We start from the raw sequence: 18,454 nt of genomic DNA, 5'->3' as shown, positions 1-18,454 counted from the left end.
ACCGGCATGATACGATTGGCCCTCGCGGGCGTGCTCGCCGTTTCGGCGGCGCAGGCGCTGGCGGCGCCCAAGGAGCCCGCGCCCGCCGCGAAGGATGCAGGGCCCCCCGGTTCGTTGGTGCCCGGATCGGCCGCCAAGCCCGTGCCCGCGGGGCCGGCGCGGCTCTCGGCGGACGGGCTCAAGCGTGAGCTGCCGACGCCCTACACGCCCAATGCCGAGGGTCTGCATCCGCGCCTCAGCGATCAGGTCGACCTCGCCTACGGCGCCTATCAGCGCGGGCGCTACAACACCGCCTTCCGCGAGGCGACGACGCGGATCGAGCGAAACCCGAAGGACGCCGCCGCCCTGACCCTGCTCGGCGAGCTCTACAACCAGGGTCTCGGGGTGAAGCAGGATCCGAAGCGCGCCCTGGAATGGTACCGCCTCGCCGCCAACGAGGGGGATGCCCACGCCATGGCCTCCCTCGGCCTGATGGCCATGGACGGGCGTGGCCAGCCGAAGGACCCGAAGGCGGGGCGCGTCTGGCTGGAGAAGGCGGCCGCCAAGGGCGAGGCGACGGCGGCCTACAATCTCGCCCTGATCCAGATCGGCACCGGCAAGCCCGAGGATCTGACGGCGGCGGCGGCCAATCTGCGCAAGGCCGCGGAGGCCGAGCTCGGCCCGGCCCAGCACGATCTCGGCGTGCTCTACCTTCAAGGGCGGGGCCTGCCCAAGGACCCGGCCCAGGCGGCGGCCTGGTTCCAGCGCGCGGCCAATAACGGCGACCTCGCCGGCGAGGTCGAGTTCGCGATCCTGCTCTTCAACGGGACGGGCACGAACAAGGACGAGACCCGGGCCGCCCGCCTGTTCCTGCATGCCGCCGCCCGCGGCAACGCCATCGCCCAGAACCGCGTCGCCCGCCTTTACGCGGTCGGCCGGGGCGTGCCGAAGAACCTCGTCGAGGCCGCCGCCTGGAACCTCGCCGCCGCGGCCCAGGGCCTGTCCGACGCCTGGCTCGACCAGACCCTGTCGGGCCTCTCCGCCGACGAGCGCAGCCGCGCGGAGAGGCTGGCCGCGGACCGGGCGAAGCTGCAGGAATAAGGCGGCCGCCCCCTCACGTCCGCTTCGCGGCCACCTCCCCCGACGGGGAGAAAAGACGGAAACTCAGTGAACGGCGTCGCCGCCCGCGGTGGCCTCGGCCTCGGTGGGATGGTCGGAGACCAGGGTCTTGTCCGCCGGGGGTTCGGCGCTGGCGACGGACTTGCGGGTCAGCATCGGCTCCAGGCGCTCGGCCAGGGCCTTGTCGAGATGGCGCGCATAGGGGCCCTCGAAATAGCGCTCCCCGGTGCCCCGGCCGTAGAGCCGGTCGTGGGTGCGCATCATGTTCGCCACTTCCGGACGGCAGACGAAGCCGATCACGCCGGCCGCCTCGACCCAGCGGCCCTCCTGCGCCAATCGCGTGGCCTTGGGATTAGACATCACGGTCTCGGCGAAGCAGGTGGTCGCCGCCTCGCGCAGGGGCGCGAGGACGGCCTCGGCATTCGTGTTGACGCGCGCGGCAGGCCGGGCCTGCGCCACGCCCCCGAGAACCATGGTCGCGACGACGGAAAACAGCAGAGCTTTCATCGAGAGGGCCTCGAACCACGCCACTCCCGAATATTCAGCGAGAATTGGGCCTGGAACAGGGCGATCCTCGGCGGAAATTGCGGCCGGCCCGCTTTCGGCCGGCGCCTGTCACCGCCCGGGCACAGGGCCGCGACGCGGCGGGCTCAGCCCCGCTTCACGGCGCTCCAGGTGCCGCTGCAGCTGAACGGGCCGTTGCCCGCGGTCTGCCAGATGCCGTCGCCGACGCCGTTCTTGCGGAGCTGGCCGGAGACCTGGGCCGCGTCCTGGCCCCGGGAGATGACCGCCCGCACCGCCCCCGACGACGAGACGCGGCCGTTGATGGCGAACTCGCCGCCGGCATAGCTCGCCTCGCCCCGGTCGATCTGCACGCCGTAGCGATAGGCGCGGTCGCAGGGGCCGTCCTGGGTCAGAACCTCGATGCTCCAGCGCCCGTCGAACCGATGCGGCACCGCCACCTTGCGCTTGGCGGCGTAGGCATCGCCGATCCCGGTGGCCGTGACGGCGAGGGCGGCAGCGAGGATCGCAAGTCTCATGTCTCTTCCCGACGCTTCGGACACTGGCTTCGGAGTCCGGCGCGGCCACCTCGGCCGCAGCGGGGAACGCCCGAGAGGCCGGTCGGTTTCCGCGCCAAGCTTGCTCGGGGGCGGCCTGCCGGGCCGCGGAGAGCGCCCCCGCACATCGCGCCTCAGGCGGAGGCCCGGCTCTGCCGCTGCGCCTCGGCGAGCAGGGCCAGCAGGTCGCAGCCGGCATAGAGGAAGGCATCGACGCCCGCCGCCTTCAGCGCCTCCGCCTCCGCCGGACGGCCGGCGAGGTAGACGAAGCGGGCACCCGCCGCCTTCAGGGCCTCGGCCGCGGGGACGGCCTCGGTGGCGTAGAGCGCGTCGGAGGAGCAGAGGCAGGCGATGGGGGTGTCGGAAGCTTTGAAGGCTTCCGCGAGCTCCGCGGAGGCTTCGAAGCCGTCGTTGGTCTGCGCCTCGATGCCGCCCGCCGCGAAGGCGTTGGCGGCGAAGGTGGAGCGGGCGTTGTGAACTGCCACCGGGCCGAGATTGGCCAGGAACACCGAGGGCCGGCGCCCGTTCGCGGCCAGGGCCGCGTCGGAGGCGTCGCGCAGGGCCTCGAAGGGTTCGGCGAGGCGCAGGGACGGCAGCACGCCCCCGGCCGCCGCCGGGCGGGGCGCGATATCGAGCACCGTCACCGGCTTCTCGGCGAGGAAGGGGAACTCGCTCGATCCGGTCAGCGGCTCCTGCCGGGTGGCGATGCGCCGGGCACGGGTCTCGCGGAGCTGGGCGATGCGGCCGGGCAGCGCGCCGGCCTTCAGGCTGGCGAGCAGGCCGCCCTCCTTTTCGATCTCCTGGAAGGCGGCCCAGGCCTGCTCGGTCAGCTGCTGGGTCAGCGCCTCGAAGCCGCCGGCGCCGGCCGCGGGATCGGAGACGCGGGCGAGGTTCGATTCCTCGAGCAGGATGATCTGGCTGTTGCGCACCACCCGGCGGGCGAAGGCGTCCGGCAGGCCAAGGGCCAGGGTGTAGGGCAGCGCGGTCACGGAATCCGCCCCGCCGAGGCCCGCCGAGGCCGAGGCCATGGTCGTGCGCAGGATGTTCACGAAGGGATCGCGGCGGGTCATCATCCGCCAGGCGGTCTCGGCATGGACCCGCAGGGGCTTCGGCTCCAGGCCGCAGGCCTCCTCGACCCGCGCCCAGAGGCGGCGGATCGCGCGGAACTTGGCGATGGTCAGGAACTCGCCCGCATCCGCCACGAGCAGGACGGCGAGGGCGTCGCGGGCCGCCTCCAGAGAATGGCCGCCCGCCTCGAAGGCCCGGAGATAGGCGACCGCGGCGGCGAGCACCGCGGCGAGCTCCTGGACCTCGCTGCAACCGGCCTCGTGATAGGGCCGGCCATCGGCCAGGGCGACGCGGCCGCGATGGCCGGCGAAGGCGGCGAGCGTGGCGGAGAGCCGGGCCTCCCAATCCGCCTCGAGCGCACCGGTCGCGGCGAAGCTGCCGATCGGGTCGAGGCCGAGATCGAGGTCGAGGGCGGCCGGGTCGTCGCCGCGGCGGCCGACGAGGTCCTTCAGGGCGGCCGCGGCGGCGAAGCCCTGCGGCCCGGCATCGAGGCGCAGGGCGATCAGCGGCAGCATCGTGCCCTTGAGCGCCGCGTCGAGGGCCTGCGCCGAATCGAGGGCGAGGCCGAAGCCCCGGGCGGCGGGCGCTCCCTCGCCCACGAGCACCAGGGCGTCGGCGCCGCCCTCCAGGTCGGTCAGGGCCTGGGCGGCGGCCTTGTCGGAGTCGGGGTGGTCCACCCGCTGCGCCAGGCGCCAGGGGCCGGGGGCGCGGACCGGCTGCACCACCGGATCCGCGGCCGGGTAGAGCGGCTCGATCCGCAGGCCGTCCACCGTCCTGGTGACGAGGCGCTTCTCGAAATCGCCACCCTTGAGAGCCGCCTCGACGGCGCTGCGCCAGCGCGCTTCGGTCGCGGGCGCGAACAGCTCGGCGAGGGGGCGGTCTTCCATGGCGTCGGAACCTTGTCGGTGGTCGTTTCCCGGCCTCATGCGAGGCCTCGTGCTTTGCCGCAAGCCCTCGCACGGCCATCGCACCGGCCGCAACCGACTTTAGTCCAGTACACCCCTCTCGAACCGACGAAAAAACCTGAAGGCTCAACCAAAAAGAATCAGTCCGGCGAAGCCGAGCGAGCCGACGATGATGCGCCACCAGGCAAACAGCTGGAAGCCGTGGCGGGAGACGTAATCGAGCACCGTGCGCACGACGATCAGGGCCGAGACGAAGGCCGCGACGAAGCCGATCACGATCAGCAGCGCGTCGTTGCTCGACAGGTTCTTGTAGTTGTCGAGCAGGTCCTTGGCGAAGGCGCCGGCCATGGTCGGCATGGCGAGGTAGAACGAGAACTCCGTGGCCGCGCGCTTGTTGGCGCCCATCAGCATCGCCCCGACGATGGTCGCCCCCGAGCGGGACACGCCGGGGATCATGGCGAAGCACTGGAAGATGCCGATCTTGAGCGCCATCGGCAGGCTGAAGTCGAAGACGTCGTCCTTGCGCTGGTCGAGGTCGGTCTCGTCGACCACGAGCAGCACCAGGCCGCCCGCCACCAGCGTGGCGCAGACGATCCAGGGATTGAACAGGTAGGCCTTGATCGCCTTCGAGAAGATGCCGCCGATGATGGCGGCGGGCAGGAAGGCGACCAGGATCGCGAGCACGAAGCGGCGCGCCCGCGGATCGTTCGGGACCGCCTTGGCGATGCCGAGGAGCCGGCCGAAATAGGCGAACAGGATCGCCAGGATCGCGCCGAGCTGGATCAGCACCTCGAAGGTGTTGTTGGGCGAGTGGAAGCCGATGAAATGGCCGATGAGGAGCTGGTGCCCCGTGGACGAGACCGGAATGAACTCGGTCGCGCCCTCCACCAGGGCCAGCACGAGGGCCTTCACGATGTTCACGAAGTCCATGGGGCCGCCCGTGTCTAGCAGAGATCCGTTGATCGGAACGGGATCGTGCCGGGGAGGCCCGGCCGCACGTCTTCCCATGCCGTGCCGTCCCGGATTTGCCAAGCTTTGAGTCGCGGCGGTTGACGGGCAGTTACCGATTGCCTGCGAGCGTGTTAAGGAGGCGGCAAGGAACGGGTCATAACGCTGGGGCGATGCGCCCGCCTCTTGCGGGTCCGCCCCTCCGGTGCCATCGCGCCGACCCCCACCGCCCAGCACGGCCTCGATGGCGACGCTCCACCACTCTCCCTTCTGCCCCAACTCGCGCTTCATACGGCTCGCCCTGGCCGAGATGGGCATGGAGCCGGCGCTGGTCGAAGAGCGGCCCTGGGAGCGCCGGGAGGACTTCCTGATGCTGAACCCCGCCGGCACCACGCCGGTGCTGGTGGAGCAGACCGGGCTCGCCATCCCCGGGGCGGGGGTGATCGCCGAATATCTCGACGAGACGCGGGGCCTCGGCCTCGCCGACCGCCGCCTCCTGCCGGACACGACCGCGGCGCGGGTCGAGGTGCGCCGGCTGCTCGACTGGTTCCTGGTGAAGTTCCACGCCGAGGTCACGGAGTATCTCGTCACCGAGAAGATCCATAAGCGCTTCATGACCAGCGCCGAGGGGGGCGGCCCGCCGGACATGGGCGCCATCCGCGCGGCGCGCACCAATGTGCGCTACCATCTGAAATATCTCGGCTATCTGATCGGGCGGCGCCGCTGGATCGCCGGCGACCATCTGACCTACGCCGATCTCGCGGCCGCGGCCCATCTGTCCTGCGTGGATTATCTCGGCGACGTGCCATGGGACGAGGACGAGATGGCGAGGGACTGGTACGCGCGGATCAAGTCGCGCCCGTCCTTCCGCGGGGTGCTGGCCGACCGGGTGCCGGGCATGGCGCCGGCGGCGCATTATCCGGATCTGGATTTCTGAAGGCCACCGGGGCGCCCCTGCGCCGAATCATCGAGGAGCGGGCGCGCAGGCTCGGCTTCGACGCCTTCGCCGTCACGACCCCCGAGGCGGTGCCGGCCCTGCGCGAACGCCTGCCGCAATGGCTCGCCGCGCAGCATCACGGCTCCATGGACTGGATGGCGGAGCGGGCCGCGCAGCGCAGCGACCCGAAGGCGCTCTGGAGCGAGGTCCGTAGCGTGATCATGCTCGGCATGAATGCCGGGCCGGAGGCCGACCCGCTCGCGCTCCTCGCCCGGCGGGAGCACGCCGCCATCGCCACCTACGCGCAGCGGCGGGACTACCACGAGGTGGTCAAGGGCAAGCTGAAGGAGCTCGGCGGTTTCATCTCCGCCCGGAGCGGCGGCCCGGTGAAGGTCTTCGTCGACACCGCCCCGGTGATGGAAAAGCCCCTGGCGGAGGCCGCCGGCCTCGGCTGGCAGGGCAAGCACACCGTGCTGATCTCCCGGGAGCACGGCAACTGGCTGCTGCTCGGGGCGATCTACACGAGCGTGGCGCTGCCCCACGACGCCCCGGCCCAGGAGCGCTGCGGCTCCTGCCGGCGCTGCCTCGACATCTGCCCGACCGACGCCTTCCCGGCGCCCTTCCGGCTCGATGCGCGGCGCTGCCTGTCCTACCTCACCATCGAGCATGCCGGCCCGATCCCGGTCGAATTCCGGGAGGCGATGGGCAACCGCGTCTTCGGCTGCGACGATTGCCTGGCCGTCTGCCCCTGGAACAAGTTCGCCGGCGCGGCGCAGGAGGCACGGATGGCGGCCCGCGACGACCTCCTCGCCCCGCCGCTCGCCGAACTCGCCCGGCTCGACGACGCCGCCTTCCGCGCCCGCTTCGCCAACACGCCGGTGAAGCGGACCGGCCGGGACCGCTTCCTGCGCAACGTGCTGATCGCCATCGGCAATTCCGGCGCGCCGGCCCTGGCGGAGGAGGCCCTGCGCGGCCTGTCCGATCCCTCGGCCCTGGTGCGCGGCGCCGCCGTCTGGGCCTGCGGGCGCCTGCTCGACGCGGAGAGCCTGGAGGCGGCCTATGCGCGGCACGGCAGGGACGAGGCCGAGGCGAGCGTGCGGGCGGAATGGCGCGCGCTTCTGCCGCCCGGGCGCGGCCCTGCTATAGGGAACCCGGATGCCGCCTGAGGACATCGTCCGCAGCGGCCGGTGATGGACAGCGCATCGGACTGGAACGGCATGAACCTCTTCGTCTTCGGGCTCGGCTTCTCCGCGCGCCATTTCGTCGAGCGCGACCGCGCCCGGTTCGGCGCGGTCCGCGCCACCGTCACCGAGGCCGGGCGGGCCGGGCAGCTCGCGGCGGAGGCGGGCTTCCCGGTCTACACCTTCGGGCCGGAGGCGGACGATCCCCGCATCGCCGAGGCCCTCGCCGACACCGACATCCTGCTCGTCTCGGCCCCGCCGACCCGGGACGGGGACAGCGTGCTGCGGCGCTACCGCCGGGCGATCGCGCAGAGCCGCATCCGCTGGATCGGCTATCTCTCGACCATCGGCGTCTATGGCGACCAGGGCGGCGCCTGGATCGACGAGCGCGTCCCGGCGGTACCGACCAGCGATCGCTCCCGGGAGCGCCTGGCGGTGGAGAAGGCTTGGCAGGCGCTCGGCAAGGAGACCGGCCAGGCGGTGCAGATCTTCCGCCTCTCCGGCATCTACGGGCCGGGCCGCAACCCGATCGTGAAGCTGCGCGAGGGCAAGACCCAGCGCATCATCAAGCCGGGCCAGGTCTTCAACCGCATCCATGTCGAGGACATCGCCCGTACGCTGGCCGCCTCGATCGAGCGGCCCCGCAACGGGGCGATCTACAACGTCACCGACGACGAGCCGGCCCCGCCGCAGGACGTGATCGCCTACGCGGCCGCGCTGACCGGCCTGCCGTTGCCCCCGGCCGTCGATTTCGAGACCGCGGAGCTGAGCCCGATGGCGCGCAGCTTCTACGGCGAGAACAAGCGGGTGGAGAACCGCCTGATCCGCTCCGAGCTCGCGGTCGAGCTGGCCTACCCGACCTATCGCGAGGGCATCGCCGCCCTGGTCGGGGACGCGAAGCGGTAGGAGCAGGCCCTCACACCGTTTCAGGATCATCGCTGCGGCCGAGCGCGCCTCCCCGCGCCCGGCTTGCCGCTGTCGGTTCACCGATCCGCCCCGGGCCGGCTATTGCGGCGCGGGGGCCGGTTCGGCCGGTTGGGTGTCGGGCGCCTTCGGTGCCTCGCCCGTCTCCGTCACCTTGGCGAGTTCCGGATAGGGCTCGACCACATGGGCCCCGGCCATCGGCTTGCTCTGGCCGTTATGGCAGGTGGCGCAGTTGATCTTCGGGGCGTCCCCGGTCGGGCCGAGGCGGTTGGCCGGGAAGGTCGCGGTCAGCGGCGTGATGTAGTCGCCGTTCAGGTCCCGCACCATCCGGATGCCGTGCCAGGCCAGCGTCCGCTGCGGGGTCGATTGCGACCAGTTCGAGATCGCCCGGGTGTTGTGGCAGTAGGTGCAGTTCACCCCCAGCGATTCCGACATGTGGATCATCAGGCCGTAGGTCTTCTCCGCGTCCTGGATCGGCTTGCCCTTGCTCTCGGGCAGGGCCGTGGTGGCGTTGACGCGGATCAGGTTCTGGTCGGTGTCCTTCTTCGCCAGGAAGGTCTCGAGGGTGTTGTAGGGCAGCGAGGACAGGCCGACGGAGGGCGAGGCCAGGTTCTGGCCGTTGTTGCGGGGCTTGAAGCCGGTCTTGTAGGTCGGCCCCGGATTGTCGAACCAGACATGCTGCGGCACCGGCTGGCCGCGGTGGCAGGTGTAGCAGGTCACGCCGGCCTCGCCGACATGCTTCTCCTTCCAGGCGGTGTTGATGTGCTGCACCATCTGCAGCATCCGCCGGGCGACCTTCTTCTGGTAGAGGCTGTCGTCGGCCATGTTCTCGGTGTTGTGGCAATAGGTGCAGCCCTGCTCGGGGCTGACCCATTCCGTCATCGAGGTCATCAGCCGGTTGAACTCCTCCACGCTGACGTCCTGGAGCACCTTCACGTTCTGGTAGACGGCGCCGGCCTTGTCGGTGCCGGCCTCGACCGGGTCGGCCGGGGTCGGCGGCAGGTTGGCGGCCTTGATCTCTTCGGCCTCCCGGCGGGTCTGGATCTGGTCCATGCCGGTGCCGCGGAAGCCGTGCTGCTGGGCGAGGATGGGCGGCTTCGTCCAGCCGGCGGTGCCGAACTGGGCGATGGTCAGGAACAGCGCGACCACGCCGGCGGCGACAACGAGCAGCGTCCTCATGGCGTGCCTCCGGCCGGGTTGAGCGGGTCGGTCACCGGCCCGAAGACGTGCGGATAGGCGGGGGCGACGCCGTGCTTGACCGCCCAGAGGTACCAGTTGTCGACGACCGTGCCGGTGAGCAGGATGCCGATGCCGCCGGTGAGCGTGGTGAGCACCGCGAACCACCAGGCCCAGCGGTGGATGGATTCCATGGTGGCGTTGAAGCCCATGGTCCAGCGCCAGAACAGGGCGGCCCGCTCCGTGGCCGTGCCGCGGTTGACGATCTGGTCGATCTCCCGCTCCGCCCCGTAGCGGGAGCAGGCCAGGATGGTGCCGCCATGCATCGCGAAGAGCAGCGTCGATCCGTAGAGGAAGACGATCGAGAGCATGTGGAACGGGTTGTAGAACAGGTTGCCGTAGCGCAGCGAGAAGGCCGCGGTCCAATCGAGATGGGGGAAGATGCCGAAGGGCACCGCCTCCGACCACGAGCCCATCAGCAGCGGCCGGATGAAGCCGAGCACGAGGTAGAGCCAGATCGCGGAGGCGAAGGCCCAGGGCACGTGGGTGCCGAGCCCCAGGGCCCGGGCCCGGCGGTACATCCGCACCCACCAGAGCAGGATCGAGGTGGTGAGGAAGAAGCCGGCGATCAGCCACCAGCCGCCCTCGGCGAGGGGGGGCAGCACCTTGAGGCCGTATTGCGGGCGCGGCGGCTCCAGGGCGAGCCAGGGCAGTTGCCGCACGAACTGGATCGGATCCCAATTCACGCTCGCCCACATGTTGAGGCCGATGATCTCGAAGGCGATCAGGCCGCAGGTCAGGGACAGGGCGCCGAGATAGCCGCCGTAGATCGGCCCGACCTGGCTGTTGCCGAAGAGACCGAACAGGTAGCTGTTGAAGGCCTTGCCGACACGGTTGTCCGTGGCGACGGGGATGCCGCGCTCCGGCTCCACCGGCCGGACCTGCACCTGGGTGAAGATGTTCTGGTAATAGGTCATCGGCGCGTCCTCCCTTCCGCCGGTCAGCGCCAGACCGGGAGATTGAGCCACCAGCCCCACCATTCGGGCCAGCCGCGCGTCCAGAACGGACCGCTGATCACGATGCAGACCGCGCTCCAGAAGCCCGCCGAGAGGGCCAGGAACAGGCCGAGGCGGTGGATGCCGAGGGTGCCGATCGAGTAGCCGATCGTGTCGCGGAAATAGGTGTCCTCGTGCTCGGGCGTCTTCACCACGTCGCTGTCGCGCGGCGGGTTGGTCGAGGACAGGATCAGCGAGCCGTGCAGGGCCAGGGCGAAGGTCGTCGTGAAGAAGAACGACACCGCCAGCATGTGCGCCGGATTGTAGTGGAAGTGCAGATACTGGTAGCCGGTGTTCGAGACCCAATCGAGGTGGCTCAGGATGCCGTAGGGGAAGCCGTAGCCCCAGGCGCCCATCAGGAACGGCCGGATCACCACCAGGGTCACGTAGGCGAAGATCGCCACCGAGAAGGCGAAGGGCACGTGGTAGCCGATGCCCAGCTTGCGGCAGATCTCGACCTCGCGCAGCGCCCAGGAGCCGAAGGCCCCGACCGCGCAGAAGGTGATGATCTGCCAGAGGCCGCCTTCCTTCAGCGGTGCCAGGGCCAGCCCGTATTTCAGGTCGGGGGGCGCGATGTTGATCTGCCAGATGTTCCAGGTCGGGCCGAGGGCGGCCCCGTAGACGATCAGCGCCGTGCCGAGCACGGAGAAGAAGATCGTCGTCACCCCGAAGAAGCCGACATAGAACGGCCCCAGCCAGAAATCGAACAGGTCGCCGCCGATCAGGGTGCCGCCGCGGACGCGGTATTTCCTCTCGAAGCTCAGCATCGCCATGGCGGCAGCCCTCGCGCTGGAGGTGGGGGTTCAGGTTTCCGCGGGCGGGGCCGGAGACCCGGCGGCCCGTCCGCGGGCGCGTCTCGTCGAGGCGCGACGCGGCCGCTCCGTCAGGAGGGCATCGTCGGGAGGACGAGGCTGTGCGCGGCCGCCGCCTTGGCGGCCTTGGGGCCTTCCAGCCAGTTGAACCGGTCGGTGCTGAGCAGGATGAAGTGGATCAGCAGGGCCAGGACGAACAGGAAGGTGAACAGCGCGACGAGGGTCCGCCGCGGATCGAAGAGAAGCCAGATCTTGTGCATGGTCGGGCCTCCCTCAGCCGATCATCGTCGCGAGCGCCCGGGCCGCATCGGTCACGCCGTCGAGCGAGGCGTAGCCCTGCGGGCCGGGGAGCCAGGGCCGCCACAGCCAGACCAGGATGTGGGCGACCACGGCGATCGCCGTGAAGATGATGAAGCTCGTCAGGAAGATCGCGTGGAACTCCTTGGCTTCGGCTTCCGTCAGCCCGGACAGGCTGCTCGGTCTCTCGGTGGATACTCCGCTTGCCATCGATGGAACCTCCGTTTCTCTTGGCTGCGGCCCCGAGGGACCGCTGCGGGTTCTGCCGTGGCGCCGAGGTCGCCGCGGCAATCTTCCTCCCGTGTGAGCGGACGGAAGCTTCGCGGGGTCGAACTCACCCCGTGAGCCGGCCCGGGGACCGGCCCGAAGATCACCCCAGGCTCAGCCCATGAAGGCGAAGGGGATGGCGGAGACGGCCATGGCGCGGGCCTCCGCGAAGACGGAGCGGCGCGGCGCCGGGTAGCGCGGGCCCCGCTGCGGCAGCAGGCGCTGCAACAGGGCCGCGGCGAGGAAGAACGGGTAGGTCGCGGCCAGGATGAGCCGGAACTGGAACGCCTCCGCGTGCAGGCGCGACGGCGACGGCATCGAACGTTGCATGGCCGGTCTCTCCGGGTTGCGCGCGGCGGCGGGCGCCGGGCGATGGATGCGGGACAGGGCGAGGGGGGCGCTCATGCGGCGGCTCCGGGGGCGAGTTCGGCGCGGGCGCGGGCGAGATGGGGCAGGCCGATCTCCGCCGCGCCCTCGGTGCGGGCCAGGCGCTCGGCCGCGTCGCGCAGGCGCTTGGTCGCGGAGATGCGCACCAGCACGGGGAGGGTCTCGATCAGGGCGTCGAGCCGGGCGCGGGCCGCCGCGTCCCAGGGCAGCGGGCGCTGCATCCGCGCCGGCGTGGCCTCGACCGCATCCATGTCGCGGGCGAGCGGCAGGATGTGGAAGAGCATGTCGAACAGGGCGTTGCAGACCTCCTGGACCAGGTAGGTCGCCCCTGCGTAGCCCATGAAGGGCGTGCCGGTATGCCGCCGGACCAGGGCGCCGGGGAAGGAGGCCGGGACATAGGCCGCCCGGCCGCCGGTCTCGGCGAGGTACATGCGCTCGTTGTAGGAGCCGAACAGCACCAGCGGCGGGGTCTCGGCGATGGCCGCGCGCACCGCCGCGTTGTCGGGCTTCTGGCCGGCGCTGCGGGCGAAGCTGAACTGGCAGGGCAGGCCCAGCTCCTCCTCGAGGAAGTGGCGCAGGCCTCTCGCATAGGTCTCGGTGGCGACGACGCCGAAGCTCGCGGTGCCGAAGAAGTCCTGCGTCACCGAGCGCCAGAGATCCCAGACCGGCTTGATCGTGGTGTGCTTCTCCCGTTCGATGAAGGGCTCGGGATCGAGATCGAGGAGCGCGCCGAGCGCGCGCAGGAACTTGGTGGTCGAGAGCACCCCGATCGGCGCCTGCAGGTAGGGCCGCTCCAGGCTCTCGCAGAGCAGCCGGCCGAATTCCCGGTAGAGGCAGACATTGGCGTCCGCGTTCACCAGCTTCGGCACGTCGGCGAGGTGGCTGCCCAGGGGGAAGGTCAGGTTCACCTCCGCCCCGATGCCCTCCACCAGCCGGCGGATCTCCGCGAGGTCGCTCGCCAGGTTGAAGCAGCCATAGGCCGGGCCGATGATGTTGACCCGCGGCTTCTCCCCGGGCTTGCGCTCGGGCCGGGCCGGGATACCCTTCTTGGCGAAACGCCTGGCGCCGTATTCCTGCCAGAGCCAGGCGATGGCCCGGTCGGCCGCCTGCCACTGGTCCTCGTCGATGGTGCGCGGCAGGAAGCGCTGGAGGTTGGTGCCCTCCGGCGTCACCCCGCCGCCGATCATCTCCGCGATGGAGCCCGTCACCACCACGCTCGGCTGGGCCGGGTCGAGGGTGGCGTGCGCCCGCTTCATCGCCCCTTCCGTGCCGTGGCGGCCGAGCTCCTCCTCGGCGAGCCCGGTGACGACGATGGGCAGTTCGTGGGGCGGCAGGGCGTCGGTGTAGTGCAGCACCGAGGTCACGGGCAGGTTCTCGCAGCCGACGGGGCCGTCGATGACGACCTGCAGGCCCTTGATCGCCGTGAAGACGTAGACGGCGCCCCAATAGCCCCCGGCCCGGTCGTGATCGAGGACGAGCATCAGGCCATCTCCCCGATCGGCGCCGTGCTGGCCGTCTTCGCCTTGGGCGCTGCCTTGGCGCGGGGCACCTCCTGCCAGATGCCGGCGGCGTGGCCGGTGCCGACGCCCTCGAAGAACTGTCGCATGGCGGAGAAGCGCGGGCCGCTGGCCAGCGCCGCGTTGACGACCTGGGCCAGCGAGCCGGCCCCGGCCGCCCCCATCAGCGGGCGGGCGGAGATCAGGTTCGTGAAGTAAAGCGCGGGGATCGCCCGCTCCTTCGCCTTCTGCACCACCGGCGTGGTGCCGATGGCGAGATCGGGCCGGAACGTGGTCAGGGCGGCGAGGTCGTCCTCCAAGGAGGCGCGGTAGCGCACCGAAACGCCGCGCTCTTCGAGCCAGACCCGGTCGGGCTCGGACCAGGGCGTCTTCGGGCAGGCGGTGCCGACATAGGGCACCTCGGCCCCGCTCTCGACCAGCAGACGGGCGACCAGCAGTTCCGAGCCCTCGTAGCCCGAGAGTGTGATGCGGCCGCGGATCGGCCGGGCGGCGAGCGCCCCGCGGATCGCCGGCAGCAGCCGGTTCTGGGCGGCGGCGATCACCTCCGGCGTCACGTCGCAGGCCCGGCCGATGGCCGCGAGCCATTCGGCGGTGCCGTCATGCCCGACCGGGGCCGAGCCGATCACGGGCCGGCCCGCCGCCGCGAATTCGCGGATCGAGGCCGTGTAGAAGGGGTGGATCGCCGCCACCGCCGCCCCGTCGAGGGCGGCGTAGAGCTCGCGCCATTCCCGCGTCGGCACCACCGGCCCCGCCGCCAGGCCGAGGGGTTCGAGCAGGCCGCCGATCACCACGGGATCGGCCGGGAACATCTCGCCGAGCAGCGTCACCGTGGGCCGGTCGGCGCGCCCGCCCCGGGGCGCCGGGACGGGACCCTGCTCGGCCTCCGTCCGGGCGAATTTGAGCATGGCGCCGGCCAGCACGTCCTTGGCCTCGGCATGGGTCGGCACGCCGAAGCCCGGCACGTCGATGCCGATCACCCGCACCCCGTCGATGGCCTTGGGCAGGAGCCGGAGCGGCACGCCGGAGGCGGTCGGCACGCAGAGATTGATGACGACGACGGCGTCGCACGCCTCCGGCCTGGCGGTGGCGTACACCGCCTCGCGGATGTCCTCGAACAGCTTGCCCGTGACCAGGGTCTCGGAATTGAAGGGCACGTAGCCGACGCTGCGGCGCGCCCCGTAGAAATGCGCGGTGAAGGTGAGGCCGTAGACGCAGCAGGCGGAGCCCGACAGGATCGTGGCGGTGCGGCGCATGCGCAGGCCCACCCGCAGGGAGCCGAAGGCCGGGCACATGCTCTGGGGCTGGTCGTGCGGCCCGGTCGGGTAATCGGCGGCGTAGCGCTCCAGCGTCTCCGACATCCCGGCGGATTCGGCCGCGGCGCGCATCGCGTCCTTGCCGGCATGGCAGCCGAGGCCGTCGCCGCGGGTGGCGTCGAGGTTGATCACCTCGGCGCCCGCTTCGGTGCCCGCTTGGCCCTCCGGCCGGGGCGGCGTGGGGGCCTTGTCGCGGCGGGCGCGCAGATCGGCGATGTCGAGGGTGACGGCCATGCCTCAGACCTCGTCGTAGACGACTTCGAGGGACGGCTTCTCGAGGCTGGCCGCGCCGCACATGTCGGCCAGGGTGGCCGGCTCCAGCACCACGTCGCGGCCCACCGTCTCGCCGGCGAACAGGCCGAGCAGCCCGTCCTGCGTGAGGGGCTTCGGCTGGTGCGGGGCGGCCTGCGCAACGTTCTGCGCCAGCTCCGCGAAGAGCGGCCCCCAGCGCCCGTCCGGCTTGCCGATGATCTCGTAATTCGCGCTCTTGCGGCGGATGTCGTCGTCGGCGGGGATCGAGGCCAGGACGGGGATGCCCGCGGCCTCGGCGAAGGCCTGCGCCTCCCCGGTGCCGTCGTCCTTGTTGATGACGAGGCCGCCGACGCCGACATTGCCGCCGAGCTTGCGGAAATACTCCACCGCCGAGCAGACGTTGTTGGCGACGTAGAGGGATTGCAGGTCGTTGGAGCCGACGACGATGACCTTCTGGCACATGTCCCGGGCGATCGGCAGGCCGAAGCCGCCGCAGACCACGTCGCCCAGGAAGTCGAGCAGGACGTAGTCGAAGCCCCAGTCGTGGAAGCCGAGCTTCTCCAAGAGCTCGAAGCCGTGGATGATGCCGCGCCCGCCGCAGCCGCGGCCGACCTCCGGCCCGCCGAGCTCCATCGCGTAGACGCCGTCGCGCTTGAAGCAGACGTCGCCGATGGCGACCGGTTCGCCGGCGAGCTTCTTCCGGGTCGAGGTCTCGATGATGGTCGGGCAGGCCCGGCCGCCGAAGAGCAGCGAGGTGGTGTCGCTCTTCGGGTCGCAGCCGATCAGCAGCACCCGCTTGCCCTGCTGGGCCATCATGTAGCTGAGATTGGCCAGGGTGAAGGACTTGCCGATGCCGCCCTTGCCGTAGATCGCGATGATCTGCGTCTCCTTCTTCGCCGGGGCGGTGGCGACGGGATCGGGGGCGATGGCGGCCTCGGCGCGCAGATGCGCGGCGGCTTCCAGGGCGGCCTTGTTCAACTGCAGGTTCATGAACAGGCTCTCCAGTCGAGGATCATCTTCAGGCAGGCCGGATCGCCGAAGGCCGTGCGGTAGGCCTCCTCGGCCCTGGCCGCGGGCAGGCGGTGGGTGATCAGGCCGTCGAGGGAGAGGCGGCCGCCGGTGATGAGCGCGGTCACCGCGGCGAGGTCGCCCGGCTTGAACTCCGCCGAGACGCGGATGCGGGCCTCCCGCAGGAAGGCGGGGGGGAAGGCGAAGGCGAGGGGCGCCTCGTAGAAGCCGGCGAGCACGATCTCGCCGCCGGGCGCCAGGCGGGCGATCAGGGTGTCGAGCCCGCTCGCATCGCCGCTGGCATCGGTGATGGTGGCGTAGGCGCCCTGCGGGTCCTCCCCCGGGGCGAGGACCGGGTAGCCGAATTCCCCGTCGCGGCGGACCGGGCTCGTCTCCCAGACCACCGGCTGGCCGCCCGCGGCCCGGGTGAGGCGTGCGAGCAGCCGCCCGAGCACGCCGTGGCCGACGATGAGGGCGGGCTCGCCGGGGGTGACGCCGGACAGGGCGCGGTAGGCGGTGGCGGCGAGCGCGATCAGGCAGGCCCGCTCGCCGAGCGCCGGGGAAACGGGGACGAGGCGGGCGCCGGGCACCACCAGATGCGAGGCGGCGCCGCCGAACAGGCCCCGCACCTCGCCGAAGCAGCGGGCGCCGGGCACGAACACCGTCTCCCCGGTGCGCAGCCCCGATTCGGGGCCGGCCCAGGCCACGGTGCCGACCGACTCGTAGCCGGGCACCAGGGGGTAGCCCATGCCGGGGAAGGCGGGCATCCGGCCCGACCAGAGCAGCCGCTCCGTGCCGGTGCTGATCCCACTCCAGGCGATCGCCACCACCGCATCGGCCGCGCCGGCCTCCGTCAGCGGCAGGCGGGTCAGGGCCAGCCGCTCGGGACGTTCGAGGATGACGGCGAGTGCGTCCATGGCTGGAGCCTCCGCTCTTCCCGGTCGCCGTCTTCGGCCCGATTTGCTCGGGCCGCCGGCGCCTGGCCTGTCCGGACGCTCCCTGGCGACCGGGCGACTCCGTCAAGGGACGTTGTCGTTGAGTGTAAGTTTAGAATGACACTTCACGACGTCAAGTATAACTTACGACTTTCAACCTCGATCCGCGATCAGCACCCGCACCAGCAGCGGCCGGCGGGTGCCGGCTTCGCGGATGGCCTCGAAGCCGGCCGAAGCCAGCATCGAAGCCAGCTCCGAGGCGGTGCGGGGCCGTCCGCTGCCCATGGCGAGCAGGTAGAATCCGAAATACGCGTCGCCGATCGGCTCGGCCCCCTTCGTCCCGGCCATGGGTTCCGCCAGGATCAGCCGTCCCCCCGGTGGCAGGGCGGTGTACGCGGCACGCAGGAGATGCAGCGCCTCCGCATCGTCGTGGTCGTGGACGATGCGGACCAGGGAGACCGCGTCGTAGCCCCGCGGCAGCGGATCGGCATGGAAGCTGCCGCCATGGCAGGCGACCCGGCCGCCGAGCCCCTCCTCCGCCAGCCGCCTCTGCGCCCGGCGGGCGACCGCGGGCAGGTCGAACAGGGCGAGGGGCAGGTCCGGGTAGCGCCGCGCCACCGAGGCGGCGAAGGCGCCCTCCCCGCCCCCGACATCGAGCAGGCCGCTGCGGCCCTGGAGCGAGATCGCGTCGAGCACGTCCTGCGCGATCATGGCCTGGGAGGCCGCCATCAGCCCGCCATAGGGGGCGACCGCCGCCTCCTGGATCGCCTCGGCATCGCGGTTTTCCGCATAGGGCCAATAGCGTGCGAGGCGGGTCAGGCCGCCCGTCCCGCGCAGCAGGGCCACCGGATCGGCGAGGTCGGCATAGAGCAGGGCGTGATGCTCGATCATCGCCGCGATCGCCGGATTGCCGATCATCGCCGCCCCGAGATCGGCCAGGGCGAAGCGGCCGTCCTTCAGCCGGTGCAGCAGGCCGAGGGAGACGGCCGCCTTGAGCAGGCGCTCGGCCCGTTCCGGCGGCAAGTCCCGGCGCCGCGCCACCGCCTCCGCCGCGAGCGGGCCGGCCTGGAGCAGGCGGAACAGGTCGAGCCGCACGCAGGCGAACAGCACCTGCGCGTAGACGAAGCCGGCGCAGAGATCGAACAGGGCGCGGGTGTTGCGCCGCGCCCGCCCCCGGGTCAGGGGGAAGCCCGCCGCCCAGAGCTGGAAGCGGGGGCTCGCCACCAGCCGGTTGCGCCAGGCGAGCACCCGCTCGCGCCAGGGGAGCGCCGCCACCGCTCGGGCTTCCGCGGGGGAAGCGGGCATGGCGCGCTCCG

At 71.5% G+C, this 18,454-nt stretch carries 19 protein-coding genes; 4 read left to right on the top strand and 15 right to left on the bottom strand.

The features are described from left to right. The first annotated feature begins 6 nt into the window (after positions 1-6). Complete coding sequence (locus MFF21_RS05130; protein WP_238310116.1) at positions 7-1,080, top strand: tetratricopeptide repeat protein; 1,074 nt, start codon at positions 7-9, stop codon at positions 1,078-1,080. A 63-nt stretch (positions 1,081-1,143) separates the two neighbouring features. On the opposite strand, the gene MFF21_RS05125 is transcribed toward MFF21_RS05130, so the two are convergent. The 4 genes from MFF21_RS05125 to MFF21_RS05110 form a co-directional block, all read right to left on the bottom strand. Next, positions 1,144-1,605, bottom strand: a complete 462-nt coding sequence (locus tag MFF21_RS05125) for a hypothetical protein (protein WP_238310115.1) — start codon at positions 1,603-1,605, stop codon at positions 1,144-1,146. Between the two features lie 143 nt (positions 1,606-1,748). Then, a complete protein-coding gene (locus MFF21_RS05120) occupies positions 1,749-2,138 on the bottom strand; it encodes a hypothetical protein (protein WP_238310114.1) in 390 nt (129 codons plus the stop codon). A gap of 152 nt (positions 2,139-2,290) precedes the next feature. After that, on the bottom strand, positions 2,291-4,111 hold the full coding sequence (locus MFF21_RS05115; protein ID WP_238310113.1) for a methylmalonyl-CoA mutase subunit beta: 1,821 nt from the start codon (positions 4,109-4,111) through the stop codon (positions 2,291-2,293). Positions 4,112-4,255: 144 nt separating this feature from the next. Then, complete coding sequence (locus MFF21_RS05110) at positions 4,256-5,059, bottom strand: undecaprenyl-diphosphate phosphatase (protein WP_238310112.1); 804 nt, start codon at positions 5,057-5,059, stop codon at positions 4,256-4,258. Positions 5,060-5,321: 262 nt separating this feature from the next. Here MFF21_RS05110 and MFF21_RS05105 point away from each other — a divergent pair, with 262 nt between their 5' ends. Genes MFF21_RS05105 through MFF21_RS05095 form a run of 3 tightly spaced genes read left to right on the top strand, consistent with a single transcriptional unit; the run spans position 5,322 to position 8,101 of the window. Further along, positions 5,322-6,014 (top strand): glutathione S-transferase family protein, encoded by a 693-nt coding sequence (locus MFF21_RS05105; RefSeq protein WP_238310111.1) that lies wholly within the window; start codon positions 5,322-5,324, stop codon positions 6,012-6,014. A gap of 29 nt (positions 6,015-6,043) precedes the next feature. Beyond that, positions 6,044-7,180: a tRNA epoxyqueuosine(34) reductase QueG gene (gene queG / locus MFF21_RS05100; RefSeq protein WP_308445650.1), complete on the top strand. Its 1,137-nt coding sequence runs from the start codon at positions 6,044-6,046 to the stop codon at positions 7,178-7,180. A gap of 51 nt (positions 7,181-7,231) precedes the next feature. Next, the gene (locus MFF21_RS05095) at positions 7,232-8,101 is read left to right on the top strand and encodes an SDR family oxidoreductase (RefSeq protein WP_238310201.1); all 870 of its coding nucleotides are present in this window, start codon (positions 7,232-7,234) and stop codon (positions 8,099-8,101) included. A gap of 99 nt (positions 8,102-8,200) precedes the next feature. Here the strand turns inward: MFF21_RS05095 and pufC are convergent, their stop codons facing one another. The 11 genes from pufC to MFF21_RS05040 all read right to left on the bottom strand — a co-directional run bounded on the left by pufC (position 8,201) and on the right by MFF21_RS05040 (position 18,443). Further along, entirely contained in the window at positions 8,201-9,298 is a 1,098-nt protein-coding gene (gene pufC, locus MFF21_RS05090; RefSeq protein WP_238310109.1) for a photosynthetic reaction center cytochrome PufC, read from the bottom strand. Continuing rightward, entirely contained in the window at positions 9,295-10,272 is a 978-nt protein-coding gene (pufM, locus tag MFF21_RS05085) for a photosynthetic reaction center subunit M (RefSeq protein WP_238310108.1), read from the bottom strand. Before pufM ends, pufC begins: the two co-directional genes overlap by 4 nt. Positions 10,273-10,295: 23 nt before the next feature. Next, positions 10,296-11,123 (bottom strand): photosynthetic reaction center subunit L, encoded by an 828-nt coding sequence (pufL, locus tag MFF21_RS05080; RefSeq protein ID WP_238310107.1) that lies wholly within the window; start codon positions 11,121-11,123, stop codon positions 10,296-10,298. A gap of 110 nt (positions 11,124-11,233) precedes the next feature. Then, the gene (gene pufA, locus MFF21_RS05075) at positions 11,234-11,422 is read right to left on the bottom strand and encodes a light-harvesting antenna LH1, alpha subunit (RefSeq protein WP_238310106.1); all 189 of its coding nucleotides are present in this window, start codon (positions 11,420-11,422) and stop codon (positions 11,234-11,236) included. Between the two features lie 13 nt (positions 11,423-11,435). Beyond that, complete coding sequence (gene pufB, locus MFF21_RS05070; protein WP_238310105.1) at positions 11,436-11,669, bottom strand: light-harvesting antenna LH1, beta subunit; 234 nt, start codon at positions 11,667-11,669, stop codon at positions 11,436-11,438. 171 nt (positions 11,670-11,840) lie between these two features. Beyond that, complete coding sequence (locus MFF21_RS05065; RefSeq protein WP_238310200.1) at positions 11,841-12,044, bottom strand: hypothetical protein; 204 nt, start codon at positions 12,042-12,044, stop codon at positions 11,841-11,843. An 83-nt stretch (positions 12,045-12,127) separates the two neighbouring features. Continuing rightward, a complete protein-coding gene (gene bchZ / locus MFF21_RS05060) occupies positions 12,128-13,594 on the bottom strand; it encodes a chlorophyllide a reductase subunit Z (protein ID WP_238310104.1) in 1,467 nt (488 codons plus the stop codon). Next, positions 13,594-15,177, bottom strand: a complete 1,584-nt coding sequence (bchY, locus tag MFF21_RS05055; protein WP_238310103.1) for a chlorophyllide a reductase subunit Y — start codon at positions 15,175-15,177, stop codon at positions 13,594-13,596. The genes bchZ and bchY overlap by 1 nt, the downstream gene beginning before the upstream one ends. A gap of 3 nt (positions 15,178-15,180) precedes the next feature. Next, positions 15,181-16,185, bottom strand: coding sequence for a chlorophyllide a reductase iron protein subunit X (locus MFF21_RS05050; RefSeq protein ID WP_238310102.1), 1,005 nt, complete (start codon positions 16,183-16,185; stop codon positions 15,181-15,183). Further along, entirely contained in the window at positions 16,182-17,120 is a 939-nt protein-coding gene (gene bchC / locus MFF21_RS05045; protein ID WP_238310101.1) for a chlorophyll synthesis pathway protein BchC, read from the bottom strand. Before bchC ends, MFF21_RS05050 begins: the two co-directional genes overlap by 4 nt. A gap of 171 nt (positions 17,121-17,291) precedes the next feature. Beyond that, entirely contained in the window at positions 17,292-18,443 is a 1,152-nt protein-coding gene (locus MFF21_RS05040; protein ID WP_238310100.1) for a methyltransferase, read from the bottom strand. Between the last annotated feature and the right edge of the window lie 11 nt (positions 18,444-18,454).

Source organism: Methylobacterium organophilum, assembly GCF_022179465.1.
GTDB lineage: Bacteria > Pseudomonadota > Alphaproteobacteria > Rhizobiales > Beijerinckiaceae > Methylobacterium > Methylobacterium organophilum.
This window is presented reverse-complemented; position numbering and strand designations above follow the sequence as displayed.